The organism is Marinobacterium sp. NO-S09 (genome assembly GCF_059179545.1).
Genome location: NZ_CP168954.1, coordinates 1,403,751 through 1,420,417 on the forward strand (window position 1 = coordinate 1,403,751; position 16,667 = coordinate 1,420,417).

At 57.6% G+C, this 16,667-nt stretch carries 15 protein-coding genes; 2 read left to right on the forward strand and 13 right to left on the reverse strand.

Annotated elements, in window-relative coordinates; translation table 11 throughout:
* Window positions 1–247: 247 nt before the first annotated feature.
* Window positions 248–904 carry an adenylate kinase gene (gene adk, locus O3C79_RS06625; RefSeq protein WP_494385277.1) on the forward strand — a complete coding sequence of 219 codons (657 nt, stop codon included), beginning with the start codon at window positions 248–250 and terminating at the stop codon, window positions 902–904.
* Between the two features lie 188 nt (window positions 905–1,092).
* Complete coding sequence (gene rlmB, locus O3C79_RS06630; protein WP_494385278.1) at window positions 1,093–1,848, forward strand: 23S rRNA (guanosine(2251)-2'-O)-methyltransferase RlmB; 756 nt, start codon at window positions 1,093–1,095, stop codon at window positions 1,846–1,848.
* A 50-nt stretch (window positions 1,849–1,898) separates the two neighbouring features.
* Here rlmB and O3C79_RS06635 read toward each other — a convergent pair whose 3' ends face one another.
* From O3C79_RS06635 to purD, 13 genes are all read right to left on the reverse strand, one after another.
* Entirely contained in the window at window positions 1,899–3,080 is a 1,182-nt protein-coding gene (locus tag O3C79_RS06635; RefSeq protein WP_494385279.1) for an acetate/propionate family kinase, read from the reverse strand.
* On the reverse strand, window positions 3,080–4,054 hold the full coding sequence (locus O3C79_RS06640; protein ID WP_494385280.1) for a bifunctional enoyl-CoA hydratase/phosphate acetyltransferase: 975 nt from the start codon (window positions 4,052–4,054) through the stop codon (window positions 3,080–3,082). Before O3C79_RS06640 ends, O3C79_RS06635 begins: the two co-directional genes overlap by 1 nt.
* A gap of 158 nt (window positions 4,055–4,212) precedes the next feature.
* Window positions 4,213–4,578, reverse strand: a complete 366-nt coding sequence (locus O3C79_RS06645; RefSeq protein ID WP_494385281.1) for a histidine triad nucleotide-binding protein — start codon at window positions 4,576–4,578, stop codon at window positions 4,213–4,215.
* 48 nt (window positions 4,579–4,626) lie between these two features.
* Entirely contained in the window at window positions 4,627–6,156 is a 1,530-nt protein-coding gene (locus tag O3C79_RS06650; protein WP_494385282.1) for a SpoVR family protein, read from the reverse strand.
* Window positions 6,143–7,441: a YeaH/YhbH family protein gene (locus O3C79_RS06655; protein WP_494385283.1), complete on the reverse strand. Its 1,299-nt coding sequence runs from the start codon at window positions 7,439–7,441 to the stop codon at window positions 6,143–6,145. The genes O3C79_RS06650 and O3C79_RS06655 overlap by 14 nt, the downstream gene beginning before the upstream one ends.
* Window positions 7,442–7,519: 78 nt before the next feature.
* A complete protein-coding gene (locus O3C79_RS06660; protein WP_494385284.1) occupies window positions 7,520–9,442 on the reverse strand; it encodes a PrkA family serine protein kinase in 1,923 nt (640 codons plus the stop codon).
* 195 nt (window positions 9,443–9,637) lie between these two features.
* Complete coding sequence (locus O3C79_RS06665) at window positions 9,638–10,750, reverse strand: dihydrolipoamide acetyltransferase family protein (protein WP_494385285.1); 1,113 nt, start codon at window positions 10,748–10,750, stop codon at window positions 9,638–9,640.
* Complete coding sequence (locus O3C79_RS06670) at window positions 10,747–11,736, reverse strand: alpha-ketoacid dehydrogenase subunit beta (RefSeq protein ID WP_010322356.1); 990 nt, start codon at window positions 11,734–11,736, stop codon at window positions 10,747–10,749. Before O3C79_RS06670 ends, O3C79_RS06665 begins: the two co-directional genes overlap by 4 nt.
* On the reverse strand, window positions 11,729–12,829 hold the full coding sequence (pdhA, locus tag O3C79_RS06675; RefSeq protein ID WP_494385286.1) for a pyruvate dehydrogenase (acetyl-transferring) E1 component subunit alpha: 1,101 nt from the start codon (window positions 12,827–12,829) through the stop codon (window positions 11,729–11,731). The genes O3C79_RS06670 and pdhA overlap by 8 nt, the downstream gene beginning before the upstream one ends.
* A complete protein-coding gene (locus tag O3C79_RS06680; protein ID WP_494385287.1) occupies window positions 12,822–13,883 on the reverse strand; it encodes a Leu/Phe/Val dehydrogenase in 1,062 nt (353 codons plus the stop codon). The genes pdhA and O3C79_RS06680 overlap by 8 nt, the downstream gene beginning before the upstream one ends.
* Before the next feature lie 210 nt (window positions 13,884–14,093).
* Entirely contained in the window at window positions 14,094–14,507 is a 414-nt protein-coding gene (locus O3C79_RS06685; RefSeq protein ID WP_494385288.1) for a hypothetical protein, read from the reverse strand.
* Window positions 14,508–14,533: 26 nt separating this feature from the next.
* Complete coding sequence (locus O3C79_RS06690) at window positions 14,534–15,148, reverse strand: LysE family transporter (protein WP_076462877.1); 615 nt, start codon at window positions 15,146–15,148, stop codon at window positions 14,534–14,536.
* A 205-nt stretch (window positions 15,149–15,353) separates the two neighbouring features.
* Window positions 15,354–16,640 carry a phosphoribosylamine--glycine ligase gene (gene purD / locus O3C79_RS06695; RefSeq protein ID WP_494385289.1) on the reverse strand — a complete coding sequence of 429 codons (1,287 nt, stop codon included), beginning with the start codon at window positions 16,638–16,640 and terminating at the stop codon, window positions 15,354–15,356.
* Between the last annotated feature and the right edge of the window lie 27 nt (window positions 16,641–16,667).

The window sequence follows — 16,667 nt, forward strand, 5'->3', positions numbered from 1 at the left end:
GAAGGCACGCAAAGCGGCCTTCCAGTTACCCTGGGAGGGCGCGTCGGAAACGCTTTGGTCCAGTCGTTTAGTTGTAAGACCCGCAGGGCAGCCGCTGAAAACAGGGTTGCTAGGTCTAATGTCGAATTGTCGACCAAGGGGCCAGGCCAGTAGCCTGAGGCATCCCGAATTGAAGAATTTCGTTGGGTAGACGAGCGTCTGCCCGGCTGCGTTTTACCGATTACTATAACTTTCAGGAGACAACCAGATGCGCATTATTCTGCTTGGAGCACCCGGCGCGGGTAAGGGCACTCAGGCTCAGTACATTACCGAGAAGTATGGCATTCCCCAGATTTCTACCGGTGACATGCTGCGTGCGGCTGTGAAAGCGGGCACTCCGCTGGGCAAACAGGCCAAGGAAGTGATGGATGCAGGTGGTCTGGTGTCCGATGACATCATCATCGGCCTGGTAAAAGAGCGTATCGCTGAAGCGGATTGCGCCAACGGCTTCCTGTTCGACGGTTTCCCGCGCACCATTCCTCAGGCTGATGCACTGAAGGACGCGGGTGTGGATATCGACGCTGTTGTCGAAATCGATGTTGCCGACGAAGAGATCATCAAGCGCATGAGCGGTCGTCGTGTACACCCGGCGTCTGGTCGTACCTACCACGTAGTCTTCAATCCGCCGAAAGAAGAAGGCAAGGATGATGTGACCGGTGATGAGCTGGTTCAGCGTGAAGATGACCAGGAAGATACCGTACGCCAGCGTCTGAAGGTTTATCACGACCAGACTGCGCCGCTGATCACCTACTACCGTGGCTGGAACGAGCGCGGCAAAGCCAAGGCACCGGCATACGTATACGTTGAGGGTGTGGGCAGCGTTGACGACATCCGCGACAAGGTATTTGCCGGTCTGGAAGGCTGATATCCGGTTGCAGGCCTGACCTGCTGCAGACATGACGAGAACCGAGGTGTTGCAAGGCACCTCGGTTTTTTTATGCTCATTACTGGGGTTGGGTGCTGTGCCGAGCGGCATTTTTCGTCATTTTGTCGCATAATAGTGCGCTATCGAATATTCATCGCAGCTACTTACCTGAAACTCCCTGGAGCCCCATGAGCCAAACCGACATCTTTGGTCTGCACGCCGTGACCAGCCTGCTTAACCGTAACCCCGGCCGTGTCCGTCGCCTGCTGGTACAGCAGGGGCGTGGCGACGAGCGCCTGCAGTCCGTTCTGGACAAGGCCGAGGCTCAGGGGATCAAGGTGATTGAAGAGCCGCGTCAGCAATTGGATCAGCGCGCTGGTGGTGGCCGTCATCAGGGCGTGATTGCCGAGTGCGAGCCGCTCAAGGCATTGAATGAAAAGGCGCTGGTGCCGCTGCTGGACTTTGCCGGTGACGCCCCCCTGATTCTGGTGCTGGATGGCGTTACCGATCCGCACAATCTGGGCGCGTGCCTGCGTACAGCCGATGCTGCTGGTGCGACCGTCGTTATTGCAACCAAGGACAAGTCGGCTCCGCTGAATGCAACCGTGGCCAAAGTGGCCTGTGGCGCGGCTGAAGTGGTGCCCTATGTACAGGTGACCAATCTGGCGCGCACACTGCAATCACTGCAGGAGCGCGGTATCTGGATTACCGGTACGGCTGGTGAAGCCGATGGCAGCCTGTATCAGGTCGATCTGACAGGACCGCAGGCGCTGGTGATGGGAGCCGAAGGCAAGGGCATGCGTCGTCTGACACGGGAAAACTGTGATCAGCTGATCAGTATCCCCATGGCAGGAGAGGTCAGCAGTCTGAATGTTTCCGTGGCGACAGGGGTATGCCTGTTCGAGATGGTGCGTCAGCGTCAGCTCAAGGCTGCCCAAGGCTGAAAACAGAACAGGCCGGGCAGTGCCGGCCTGTCATGTTCCACAGACGGGAATCAGTGCAGCAGTTCATCCACATGGGTGGCGATCATCAGCTCTTCGTTGGTGGGCATTACACGAACGGTTACTGCTGAGTCGGCCGCGCTGATAATACCGCTGTTGCGCTGGTTGGCTTCTTCATCCAACTTGATGCCCAACCAACCGCAGCGTTTCAATACACGGGCACGAACATCGGCGTCATTCTCTCCGACACCTCCCGAGAACACGACCTGTTCTACACCTTCCAGTGCGGCGGTCAGTCGCCCCATCTCCAGTGCCACACGGTAGCAGAACATGTCGATCGCTTCTTCTGCCTTGGGATCATCTGCCTGGTGCAGGGTTTTCATATCCGAGCTGATGGTGGAAATCCCCAGCCAGCCACTCTCCTTGTAGATCAGCTTTTCCAGCGCATCCACATCCATGTTTTCTTCACGCATCAGGTACAGCAGCACCCCGGGGTCCAGGTTGCCGGTACGGCTGCCCATGGGCAGACCTTCCACAGCGGTGAAGCCCATGCTGGAGGCGATGGACTGGCCCTCGGCGATGGCACACATGCTGGCGCCGGCACCCAGGTGGCAGGCGACGGTCTTCAGGTTACCGGCACCGGCCAGGCTCAGCTGGCGCTGCAGGTATTCGTACGATAGACCATGAAATCCATAGCGATGAACACCCTTGTCCACGAGGTTGCGCGGCAGGGCGTAGAGACGCTCAATGCGGGGTTGTCGGGAATGAAACATGGTGTCGAAGCAGGCCACGATCGGCAGCTCGGGTGCCAGTGAGCGGCAGGCCTCTACCAGCTTCAGGTTGTAGGGCTGGTGCAGGGGCGCCAGGGGAATGAACTGATGCAGTTGGCTCAGCTTGTCATCATCCAGCAGCACCGGCGCGCTGAACAGGTCGCCGCCATGTACAACACGGTGGCCGGTTGCGATCAGGTGAGACTCCGGCAGGTGTTCATCTACCCATTGCAAGACTTCCTTCAGCGCACGCTGGTGACGTTCGTCCAGCGCAACGTCCTGACAGGCCAGCTCATGGGAGTCCAGCACGCGGTTTTGTTCGTCACGTACCTTGAACAGGGTGGTATCGCCCAGCAGGTTTTCCACCTTGAGGTGAAACAGGCACTGGAGGTCCGTGTTGGTAACCGCATAGAGGCCGCACTTCAGGCTGGAGGAGCCGCCATTGACGGTCAAAATGGTATCCATCAGCTGCTGACTCCCTTGTTGTGTTTAACCATGTGCGAGGCCAGGGCACAGGATGCCAGACGGCCGAGTGTTCCTTCGGCACGGCTGGTCAGGATGATCGGTACCCGAGCCCCTACTGCGAGGCCTGCAGATTTGGCATCGGCCAGATAGATCAGCTGTTTGGCAATCATGTTGGCCGCTTCAAGATCCGGGGCCAGCAGAATGTCCGCATCACCGGAAACCGGCGACTTGATATGTTTGTCGATGGCTGCCTGCAGGGAGATGGCGTTATCAAATGCGAGCGGGCCGTCGAGAATACCGCCCTTGATCTGCTCGCGGTCTGCCATCTTGCACAGTGCCGCCGCATCGATGGTGCTCTGCATATTGGGCTTTACCTTTTCCACTGCCGCCAGAATGGCGACCTTGGGCTGGCTGTTGCCCAGTGACTGGCAAAAGTCGATGGCGTTCTGGACGATATCACGTTTTGTCAGCAGGTCCGGTACTACGTTGATGGCTGCATCGGTAATCACCAGCGGCTTGTGGTAGTTGGGCACATCGAACACGAATACGTGGCTCAGGCGACGTTCGGTGCGGATGCCCTTGGTCTTGTGCACCACAGCACTCAGTAGCTCGGAAGTGCCCAGGCTGCCTTTCATCAGGGCTTCGGCCTCGGCCTGACGAATCAGGTCGCAGGCGCGTTCGGCTGCCATATGGCTGTGCTCGGTGGTGATGATTTGATAGGGAGTCAGGTCCACGCCTTCCACTTCGGCGGCCGCGCGGATCTTGCTTTCCGGGCCAACCAGCAGCGGTTCAATCAGACCCTGTTCGGCGGCTTCAATAGCGCCAAGCAGGCTGTTGTGATCAACAGGGTGCACTACTGCGGTTCGGATAGGACCGGCCTGTCTGGCCTGCTCGATGAAAAATTCGAGCTGGTCATGCATGGGCGGGGTTTCAGTGGTTACCGGGCTATTGGGCAAGTCTGTGATGCTGGGCATGAGCGTTCCCTCCACGAATCTTTAGACAAGGCTAGTCTTCCATAATGAACGCATTATGACGCAGTGCAACATAAAATCGTCGGGAGTGTTGTAGATGTTGACGGGCGACAAAGTTGCCCAAACCAGCGGCTCCTCCGGGAAGCCGCCGGTTATGAGGGTTAGACGGGAGTTTTCAGGGTTTCCTGATAGGGCGGCCAGCCCAGGGGTTTGCCGCCGAGCAGGTGCAGGTGAATGTGGTAAACGGTCTGTCCGCCGTGTGTGTTGCAGTTGAATACGGTGCGGTAGCCGTCTTCTTCGAAGCCTTGCTGCTTGGCGATAACGCCGGCGGCCTGGATCATGTGGCCGACCAGTTCACGTTCGTCATCGGCAATATCGTTCAGGGTAGCGATATGCTTGCGCGGGATGATCAGGCAGTGAAAGGGCGCCTGAGGGTTGATGTCCTTGAACGCCAGCACCTGGTCGTCCTCATAGACAACCTCAGCCGGAATTTCCTTGTTAATGATCTTGCAGAACAAACAATCCATAACCTGTACTCGTCTCCAGAAGTGATGGCGTCAGTATAGCGGCCTGATTCAGGCCACCTCAACCACCTCCTTGGGTGGGCAGGAAAAGCGGTTGGTAACTTCACCATCAGGTGTCACGGATTCCAGATAGACATCAAAGCCCCAGAGCCGGTGCAGGTGCTTGAGTACCTCATCGGTGCTCTCGCCCAGTGGCTGTCCGTTATGCATGTAATGGCGCAGGGTCAGTGAGCGGTCTCCGCGCACATTGACGTTATAGACCTGGATATTGGGTTCGCGATTGCCCAGGTTGTACTGGGCAGAGAGCGACTCGCGCAGCTTGCGGTAACCGGTTTCATTGTGGATGGCATCCACCTTGAGGGTGGGGTGGCTGCTGTCATCCATGATCGAAAACAATTTGAGTTCACGCATCAGTCGTGGCGACAAAAACTGCAGGATGAAGCTTTCATCCTTGTAGTTGCGCATCGCATGGTCCAGGGTTTCCAGCCAGTCACTGCCGGCAATATCCGGGAACCATTCGCGGTCTTCCGGCTCCGGGTTCTCACAGATGCGGCGTATATCCTGCATCATGTTGTAGCCCAGAGTGTAAGGATTTATGCCGTTGAAGTAGGGACTGTCGAACGGCGGCTGATACACCACGCTTGAGTGGGAATGGAGGAACTCCATCATGAAGCCATCGGTGACCAGCCCTTCCTCATAGAGTTTATGCAGCAGGGTGTAGTGCCAGAAACAGGCCCAGCCCTCGTTCATTACCTGGGTCTGTTTCTGTGGATAAAAATACTGGGCGACCTTGCGCACAATACGGATCACTTCACGCTGCCAGGGCTCGAGAAGTGGTGCATTCTTTTCGATGAAATAGAGGATATTCTCTTCCGGGTCGGGCGGAAAGTGAGGCTCCTGATTGGAGTCACTATCGCTCTTTTTAGGAATGGTGGTGTTCCATAGGTCATTGAGGTGACGCTGGATATATTCCTCTCGGGAACGCTGGCGTTCGCGTTCCTCGGCAGCGGTTAAGGGGCGTGGACGCTTGTAGCGGTTTACGCCGTAGTTCATCAGGGTATGGCAGGAGTCGAGCAGTTTTTCGACCTCCTCAACGCCATGCTTCTCTTCGCACTCGCGAATGTAATTTTTGGCAAACAACAGGTAGTCAATGATGGCGCTGGCATCGGTCCAGGTACGGAACAGGTAGTTGCCCTTGAAGAATGAGTTATGTCCGTAGCAGGCATGGGCGATGACCAGCGCCTGCATGGTGATGGTGTTCTCTTCCATCAAATAGGCGATACAGGGGTTGGAGTTGATGACGATCTCGTAGGCCAGCCCCATACGGCCACGGGAGTAGTTCTGCTCGGTCTCGACGAACTGTTTACCAAACGACCAGTGGTTGTAGTTGAGCGGCATGCCTACCGAGGAGTACGCATCCATCATTTGTTCGGACGTGATTACTTCAATCTGGTTGGGGTAGGTATCCAGTCCGTATTCGGCAGCTACGCGGGCAATTTCCCGGTCGTAGGCTTCAATCAGCGGAAAGGTCCAGTCGGAACCGGTGGAGATGGGTTCCCGTTTCTTTTTACGCGGACTCATGGGCACCCTCCGTACGTTTTTCAAACAGGCGGCGGAAGACCGGGTAGATCTCGTTCGCATCGGTGATCTGTTGCATGGCAAAGCGTTCATGGAAGGCCTCGCGGACCTGCTCATACTCGTGCCAGAGATTCTGGTGAGGACCGTTGGTGATCTCTACGTAGGCGTAGTACTGGGTTTTGGGCAGTACCCGCTCGGTCAGAATCTTGCTGCAGGTGGCCGAGTCGCCATCCCAGTTGTCGCCATCCGAAGCCTGGGCAATATAGATGTTCCAGTCTTGCGGTGGGTAGCGTGCATCAATGATATCGGCCGTCAGCGCCAGGGCGCTGGACACGATGGTGCCGCCGGTCTCACGGGAATAGAAAAATTCCTGTTCGTCCACTTCCTTGGCATGGGTATGGTGGCGTACGAACACTACCTCGATCTGCTTGTAGTTACGGTTCAGAAACAGATAAAGCAGAATGAAGAAGCGTTTCGCCATATCCTTGATGCTTTGGGTCATGGAGCCGGATACGTCCATGACACAGAACATCACGGCCTTGCTGGACGGAATAGGGACGCGGACCAGGTTAGTGTAGCGCAGGTCAAAATCATCCAGGAAAGGCAGCTTGCTGGAGCCTTTTTCCATCTTTTTGATCTGCTCACGCAGGGCCGTGATCTTTGCGTTGCGCTCGGGAGAGGGCGTGGCTTCTTCCAGTCCCCAGAGCTCCTTGCGCAAAGCTCGAATCTGCTGACGGGTCTCCTTGTCGGTCAGGGCGATGCGGCGGGCATGCGCCGCACGCAGAGAGCGAACAATGTGTAGCTTTTCCGGCGAGCCGCTGCTGGTGAAGCCGGCTCGGCGGGTTTCAAATGAGGTCGCATCCTTGAGCTGTTTGCGCACCATCCAGGGCAATTCCAGATCTTCAAACATGAAGTCCAGGAACTCGTCCTGACTGATGTTGAAGGTGAACTCATCCTCGCCTTCACCCTGGTTGCTGGCCTTGCCCTGGCCGCCACCACCTCCACCGCCGCCTTCCGGGCGACGAAACTCATCCCCTTCCACGAACTCCTTGTTACCCGGGAAGATCTTGTGCCGGATGCCGCCTTCACCATGGTGAAAGATCGGCTCGGAGATATCGCGTTTGGGAATGGTGACCTGACCACCCTGGTCCACATCGGTGATCGAGCGGTCATGGATGGCATCTTCCACGGCGCGTTTGATGTGCTGCTTGTAGCGGCGCAGGAAACGCTGGCGGTTGACCGTGCTTTTCTTTTTCGCGTTTTCCCGGCGGTCGATAATATAACTCATGTATCGGCTCCCACAGCGGTGACCGGTGTGGGTCACCGCGATTCAGGTCCTTCAGGTTACGGCTCCCTGACGACGGGGTTACTGCGATTTGCGCACGCGGATATACCATTCAGACAGCAGGCGTACCTGCTTCTCGGTGTAGCCACGTTCGATCATCCGCTTAACAAACTCGCCATGTTTCTTCTGATCGTCGGAGGATGCTTTCGGGTTGAAGGAAATAACCGGCAACAGATCTTCGGTGTTGGCGAACATTTTCTTCTCGATCACGGAACGCATCTTCTCGTAGCTGTTCCAGGCCGGGTTTTTGCCATTATTGCTGGCACGGGCACGCAGGACGAAGTTGACGATTTCGTGGCGGAAATCCTTCGGGTTGCTGATGCCGGCCGGTTTTTCGATTTTTTCCAGCTCCTCGTTGATGGACTGACGATCCAGAATGTCGCCGGTTTCCGGATCGCGATATTCCTGATCCTGAATCCAGAAGTCGGCATAGGTGACATAACGGTCGAAAATGTTCTGGCCGTACTCGGAATAGGACTCCAGGTAGGCTGTCTGAATTTCCTTGCCGAGGAAGTCGATGTATTTGGGTGCAATGTACTCTTTCAGGTGGCCCAGGTAGCGTTCCTGGATCTCGGTCTGGAATTGCTGCTGACTGATTTCACGTTCCAGTACATACATCAGATGAACCGGGTTGGCCGCGACCTCGGTGGGGTCAAAGTTGAACACCTTGGACAAAATCTTGAAGGCGAAACGGGTGGACAGGCCATCCATGCCTTCGTTAACACCCGCGGCGTCCTTGTACTCCTGCAGCGACTTGGCGCGCGGGTCGGTATCTTTCAGGTTCTCGCCATCATAGATGCGCATTTTCGAGTAGATGCTGGAGTTTTCCGGGTCCTGCATGCGGGACAATACAGTGAACTGAGCCAGCATCAGCAGTGTGTCCGGTGCGCAGGGGGAATCGCTCAGGGAGCTGTTTTCCAGCAGTTTTTCGTAGATGTGCACCTCTTCAGTGACGCGGGTGCAGTAGGGCACCTTGACGATATAGACGCGGTCAATGAAGGCTTCGTTGGTCTTGTTGTTCTTGAAGCTCTGCCACTCGGATTCGTTGGAGTGGGCCAGCAGGATGCCGTCGTAGGGAATGGCACCCATGCCCTCGGTGCTGTTGTAGTTGCCTTCCTGAGTCGCCGTCAACAGAGGGTGCAACACCTTGATGGGCGCCTTGAACATCTCCACGAATTCCATCAGGCCCTGGTTGGCGCGGCAAAGTGCGCCGGAGAAACTGTAGGCGTCAGGGTCGTGCTGTGGATATTCTTCCAGCTTACGGATATCCACCTTACCCACCAGGCTGGAGATATCCTGGTTGTTCTCATCACCCGGCTCGGTTTTGGCGATACCCACCTGGTCCAGAATGGAGGGGTAGAGTTTCACCACGCGGAACTGGGTAATGTCACCGCCGTACTCATGCAGGCGCTTAACCGCCCAGGGCGACATGATGCCACGCAGGTTGCGACGCGGGATACCATATTCCTGCTCCAGAATCTCGGCGTCTTCTTCCGGGTTAAACAGCCCGAGCGGGGATTCAAATACGGGAGAGCCTTTGATGGCATAAAAGGGAATATGCTCCATCAGGTGCTTGAGTCGTTCAGCCAGGGAGGATTTACCACCCCCGACCGGACCCAGCAGATACAGAATCTGTTTCTTCTCTTCCAGACCCTGAGCGGCATGACGGAAGTAGGAGACAATATTCTCGATCGCCTCTTCCATGCCATAGAATTCACTGAAGGCTGGATAACGTTTGATGACCTTGTTGGAAAAAATACGACTCAGACGCGGGTCCAGAGCCGTGTCAACCACCTCGGGTTCACCGATGGCGTCGAGCATGCGTTCAGCCGCACTGGCGTATACTTTGGGGTCCTCCTTGCACAGGCTTAGATACTCCTGCAGGCTCATTTCTTCATGCTGCGTCGCTGAATAACGTGCCTTGTAGTGATCAAAGATACTCATGCTCACCTTCCTGCTCATTGCGCTAGCCACTGAAATTTCAACCGCTTATAGACCAGTGGTTGGCGTTAACGGTTAAATTCAGTGTAGTCCAGATTGGCGATAGTCAAGGAAATAGAGCACAGTAAAAAAGTCTAATTACCATGCTCTAATAAATATGACCGCTGTAACAGAATACGTTCAATTACAGGATTGAGTTCAGCTCGATAAGGCATCCATCAAGGCGCGCATAAACCGCGCGGCCTCGCCGCCGGTGGCGGCACGATGGTCGAAGGTGAGAGACAAAGGCATCACTTTACGGGGTTCTATTTTGTCTCCAATAACCATCGGTTGTGACCGGATAACACCGGCGCCGACGATGGCAACCTGAGGCGGAACCACAACGGGGCTGGCATAGCGGCCTGCCAATGTGCCGAAGTTGGACAGGGTCAAAGTGGCCCCCTGCATCTCTGCGGGCGGGATTGAGCGCGCTTTAACGTCTGCACGCAAGCGGTCAAGGCCGTCGCGCAGGTCCTCGCTGCTGCGCTCACCGATATTCCTCAATACCGGCACAAACAGACCCTGCTCGGTATCGACGGCAACACCGAGGTCAATGCGATCATGCAGTCGGCGTGACAGTCCCTGACCGTCGAACCAGGCGTTCAGGTCCGGCACCGCCTTGCAGGCCGCGGCAATTGCCTCAACCAGTCGCATGGTGATATCCGTACCCTTGGGCCAATGATTGATATCAGCGTCCTCGCACAGGGTTACCGGGACCACTTCGGCGTGTGACTGAGCCATGGTGCGCGCCATCTGCTTGCGCACCCCCTTGAGCGGTTCCGCGGCGCCAAAGGAGCGGTCCAGACTGGCAGCACGCTCCACATCGTCGGTGGTTACCCGACCACCGGGCCCCGATCCGCTCAGGCTGTCCAGATTGACGCCCAGGCGTTTTGCCAGCGCACGCATGGCGGGTGTTCCCTGCACAGCCAGTGCTTCCCGGCTGCTGGCGGCGGCGCCGACAATAAACTCCTCCCGCTGGCTACTGCTGTCACGCTGCTGTTTCAGTTCGCCCACCACCGTGCCGGTATCACCGTCTTCGTCACTGTCGAATTCGACCAGAGGCTCCCCGGTATGAATGGTATCGCCGGGTGCACCGAACAGGTGGGCGATGACACCCGCCTGTGGCGAGGGCACTTCAACAATAGCCTTGGCGGTTTCCATGGAAACGAGCAACTGGTCCACGTCGACGCTGTCGCCTTCCTGTACATGCCATTCGACAATTTCAGCCTCGGGCAGGCCTTCGCCCAGATCGGGCAATTTGAAATATTTCATCCGGCATACTCCATTGTCTCGCGGACCGCGATGATGATGTCATCGGTGTCCGGCAGATAAAGCATTTCGTTGCGGTAGTAGGGCATCACGGTGTCATGACCGGTGACGCGACGCGGTGGCGCCTGAAGTCGGGTCAGGATCTGCTCGCTGAGGGTGGCGGCGATTTCGGCGCCGAGGCCGCCATGATGAGGTGCTTCGTGCACAATGACACAGCGACCGGTTTTACTCACGGACGCCAATAGCGTGGCATGATCCATGGGGTTCAGGCAGGCCACATCAATCACTTCACAGCTGATGCCCTCTTCGGCCAGCGCATCGGCTGCAGCCAGGGTTTCACTGACCATGGCGCCCCAGCTGATCAGGGTTATATCCGTGCCTTCGCGCAGGGTGAAGCAGCTGTCCAGCGGCAGGGCTTCACCGTTATCCTCAATCAGTGTTTTGCTGGCGCGGTAAATCCGCTTGGGTTCCAGGAAAATAACCGGATCATCACTGCGTATGGCAGCCAGCAGCAGGCCGTAGGCCCGCGCCGGTGATGAGGGCACCACCACTCGCAACCCGGGGATATGGGCGAGCAGTGCCTCGGTGCTCTCCGAGTGATGTTCGGGGGCGTGGATACCGCCGCCGAAGGGGGCACGCAGTACCATCGGGCAGCTGAGACGACTGCGGGTGCGGTGTCGCATGCGTGCAGCGTGGGCGACCAGATGTTCAAACGCGGGGAAGATGAACCCCATGAACTGGATCTCAGCTACGGGCCGTATGCCCTGAGTGGCCATACCCACAGCCAGGCCGGCAATCATGGTTTCGGCCAGCGGGGTGTCTATGACTCGGCGTTCGCCAAAGCGGTCCTTGAGCCCTGCGGTGGCACGAAATACACCGCCGTTGGTGCCGATATCCTCACCCAACAGCACCACATCCGGGTCATCTTCCATGGCGCGGGCCATTGCCAGGTTTACGGCTTCCAGCAAGGTGATGGCATCGTTACTCATGGTCCTGCCCTCCCTGTTGCATGCGTGCCTGTTTCAGGCGGGTTTGCTCGCGCTGCTCAGCCAGCCCCGGTGGGCACTCGGCATAAAGGTGGTTGTACAGTTCATCCACGCTTTGCGGCGGCATGGCCTGATAGGCTTCCACGGCTGTCTCGATAAGCTGCTTGGTCTCTGCCTGCCAGGCCTGTTCGCGGGCTTCATCCCAGAATCCCTGTTGATGCAGCCAGTTGCGCAAACGGGCAACGGGTTCACGCTTCCAGGCTTCCTTCAGCTCCTCGGCAGGGCGGTAGCGGGTGGCATCATCGGCGGTGGTATGGTCGGACAGGCGATAGCTCAGGGCTTCTACCAGTGTCGGACCCTTGCCGGCACGGGCACGCTCCAGTGCCTGGCCAATCACTTCGTGCAAGGCGACAGCGTCATTACCATCGACCTGCTCGCCGCGAATACCGGCACCCAGGGCTTTCTGCGCCAGCGTTGGGGCGATACATTGCTTGCTGCGAGGAACCGAAATGGCCCACTGGTTGTTATTGATGATGAAGACGACCGGCAGCTGCCAGGCGCCGGCCACGTTAATCGCTTCCAGAAAATCACCCTTGGAGGTGCCACCATCACCAATCATGGTGAGTACCGCCTGATGCTGACCACGTAACTTCAGAGCGGTGGCTACACCACAGGCGTGCAGGCACTGGGTAGCGATGGGCACGGCGTTGGGCAGGTCCCGGCGCATTTCCGCTGCGGCACTGCCGCGTTCATCACCGCCCCAGTACAGAAACAGCTGTGAAATGGGCATGCCCCGGATCATCTGCATGGCATGGTTGCGGTAATAGGGCACCAGCACATCCTCTGCCTGCATCAATTTGGCGCTGACCACATCCAGCGCCTCGGCGCCGAGCAGGGATGCATAGGTGCCCAGCTGGCCGGTGCGTTGCAGGCTGATGGCCTTGGTGTCGAACTGGCGTGCCAGCACCATCTGCTGATAGTAATCGACCCAGGGGCTGTCACCGCATCCCCAGTCCGGCATATCGCCGACCGGCTTGCCTTCGGCATCCAGGTAGCGGGTAAAGCGGATCTCGCCCTGATAGCTGATGTCATGCATGGTGGCGCTCCTTGTCGGCAGGTTGCGGGTGGCCGGCATCTGCCAGCATCTGTTCCGCGTGCAGGTCGGCAACGTGATGTACAGGCATGTCACGACGCTCGGCCTCGGTAAACAGGTGCTCAAGCGTGGCGCCTATTTCGAGAATTTTGGCATCGCGTTCCGCTGCACTGGCACCGGTTCTGTGCATGGCGACATGAATCAGGCCGCCGGCATTAATGACATAATCCGGCACGTACAGAATGCCCCGCTCATGCAGGCGATTGCCGTCCTCGTCACTGGCCAGCTGGTTGTTGGCACTGCCCGCCACGATGCTGCATTGCAGTTTTGCGATGCTGTCCGGGTTCAGAATGGCGCCCAGCCCACAGGGGCTGAAAATATCGGCCTGCACGCCGTAAATGGAATCCGGGCTGACCGCTTCGGCTCCGAACTCTTCCACACACTGGCGTACCCGTGCCGAATCGATATCCGCTACCAGCAGGTGCGCACCGGCTTTATGCAGGTGTTGGGCGACAGCATGGCCGACATGGCCCAGACCCTGGATGGCGACGCTAAGGCCGGCAATAGAATCACGCTGAAGCTTGTGACGTGCAGCGGCCTGGATACCGGCGAAGATGCCGAGCGCCGTGTGAGGCGCGGGGTCACCGCTGGCGCTGGTGCAGCTGACAAAGTTGGTGGTTGTGGCAATGGTGTCCATATCGCTCACTTCGGTGCCGCTGTCCATGGCGGTGATATAGCGCCCGCCCAGCTGGTCAACGAAGCGGCCGAAGGCCTGCATCAGTGCCTTGCGATCAAAGTCACCCTCGGGTTTGATGATCACGGTTTTGCCACCACCATGAGGAAGTCCGGCCAGCGCTGCCTTGTAACTCATGCCGCGGGCCAGGCGGAGGGCATCGGTTACGGCATCCTGCTCTCGGGCGTAGTGGATAAATCGACAACCGCCGATGGCGGCACCGCGTGCGGTAGAGTGAATAGCGATGATTGCTTTCAAACCGCTAGCCGGGTCCAGGCCGAAATGCAGGTCGGTCAGGCCGGCGTTTTCCATCTGCTTCAACATGACGGGGTCCTCCGTGCTTGAGCGAAATGGGAAACGAATTGTGAGGGGCATCGACAGGTCTTTTGGACCTCATGCCATACATTCTGGATAGCACAGGGCTGACCAAAGTACAGTTTCAAGATCAAAGATTTATCGAGCAAAAACGCTCTTCGTGCAGGTGCACAAAAGGCTGGTCATCAGTCGGTGAGCTGGGAAAACTGTCGGAGGGTATCAGGGAATGTTGCGCTGCAAGGAAGGCCGGGAAATGCTTTCCATGACGCGTGGCCAGAGTGGCTGGTCGGGTGCTGCCAGGGTGGGTGGCAAAGCAGGAGGACGGTTTTGTTCACGGAGCTGGAGTTCGGGCGGAATCGGTTCGCCCTGAAGCTGGAGTCGACGTCGGGCCAGCCAGCGGCGAACCTCTGCCAAAAGCGTCATTAACTCCTCATCGGAGATGGTTTCGCCGGGCGCCAAAGGGTCACGTACTTCGGCCAGGGTCAGCGCCGGGGCGTTGCAGTCATACAGCTGACCTTCACCAGAGCGCAAACAGTAAGCTTGCTCTGCCGAAGACTCGGGGATGCTGGGCTGGCGGCTGCAGCCGACCAGCAGCAACAGCAAACCGATCTGTATAAACCGCCAGAGATGCATAACGCTCCTTGTTTAACAGACAGCTGTTAAAGCGTGGCCACCGACAATACCAGTGCTGCCGCGATCAGGGCAGTGCCTGCTACGCGTTGCTGTACCTGCATGGCTGCCGGGTCGGCAAAACGGTGCCTGAGGGTTGCGGCCAGACCACTGTAGCCGGTCATGACACTCAGGTCGATGATCAGGAGTGTAGCACTGATGAGCAGTAACTGAGGCTGTTGTGGCAGCTCCGGATCGATGAACTGGGGAATCAGTGCCACTAGAAAAACCAGACCCTTGGGGTTGGTGATGTTGATCAGCGTTGCCTGCCAGAAGCGGGTAGGGCCGGGAGCGGAAACGTGGGACTCAATATCGGCATTGTGGCGCTGACGCCAGAATTGGATACCCAGCCACAGAAGATAGCCAACCCCCACCCATTTGATCACCTGAAACAGCTCCGGTGAGGTGGCAATCAGGCTGCCCAGGCCAATGGAGACCACAATAATCTGAATACCGTATCCGGCCATCAATCCCAGCGTTGTCCAGCTGGCGCCCCGGATACCATAGGTTAAACCGGCGCTCATGGCGGTAGCGGCTCCGGCACCGGGGGAAAGGCTGATCAGTACGGCAGTGCCCAGCAGGGCGATCCAGACTTCTAGCAACATGTTCAAAACCTCAAGAACGCAAACAGCCGCCCGCAGGCGGCTGTTTTAACACTCGACGGGCGCACAGGTTGTTGAAAAACCGTTATCGAGGCCGCCGAAGCAAGGCAAAAACAGGCGAAAAAGCGCAGTTTAGTTAACTAAATGAGCATTTTGAGCCTGTTTTTAACACAGCCTTCGGCAACGCAGATAGATTTTTGACAGCCTGTTATGCGTTTTCGCGTGCGATAGCGCGATAAGCGATGTCAGTACGGAAGTAGGCGTCTTTCCAGCTAACCTCTTTCAGCAGCTCGTAAGCGCGCTGCTGAGCTTCGGTCACGCTGTTGCCCAGTGCGGTCACGCAAAGCACTCGACCACCTGCAGTCACGACCTGGCCCTGGTCATCCAGTTTGGTACCGGCGTGGAAAACCTTGGTACCTTCCGGGCAGGTTGCAGGCAGGCTGATCACGTCACCCTTGGCGTAATCGCCCGGGTAGCCGCCAGCGGCCATGACAACGCCGACAGACTTGCGCTCATCCCACTCGGCACTTGTCTGGTCCAGTTTCTTTTCCAGAGCGGCCTGGCAAAGAGCAACCAGAGAGGATTTCAGACGCAGCATGATCGGCTGAGTTTCCGGATCACCGAAGCGGCAGTTGTACTCGATCACTTTTGGTGTGCCGTCAGCCATGATCATCAGGCCGGCGTACAGGAAGCCGGTGTACTCGTTGCCTTCGGCTTTCATGCCGTTAACGGTCGGCATGATCACTTCGTCCATCACGCGCTGGTCGATCTCGGCAGTCACAACCGGAGCGGGCGAGTAGGCACCCATGCCGCCGGTGTTGAGGCCGGTATCGCCATTACCAACACGTTTGTGGTCCTGGCTGGTGGCCATCGGCAGCACATTGTCGCCGTCGACCATTACGATGTAGGAGGCTTCTTCACCGTCGAGGAACTCCTCGATCACCACGCGGCTGCCTGCATCACCAAAGGCGTTGCCTGCCAGCATGTCGCGGATGGCGTCTTCAGCCTCTTCCAGCGTCATCGCAACGATTACGCCCTTACCGGCGGCCAGGCCGTCGGCCTTGACCACGATTGGCGCACCTTTCTTACGCACATACGCAAGAGCCGGTTCTATCTCGGTGAAGTTCTGATACTCAGCGGTCGGGATCTGCTGGCGTGCCAGGAAATCCTTAGTGAAGGCTTTGGAGCCTTCCAGCTGAGCCGCACCCGCAGTCGGGCCGAAGATGGCCAGACCCGCTTCACGGAAGCGATCGACGACGCCAGCAACCAGCGGTGCTTCAGGACCAACGATGGTCAGCGCAACACTGTTGTCACGGGCGAAAGCGACCAGTGCATCGATGTCCATGACATCGATAGCGACGTTTTCCAGTTTGGGCTCGGTAGCCGTACCTGCATTGCCCGGCGCCACGAATACACGCGCAACAGCTTCGTCCTGAGCGGCAGCCCAGGCCAGAGCGTGCTCACGACCGCCGGAACCGATAACCAGAATATTCATGTTCAGTATCCTTCTGTAAGTGACGCG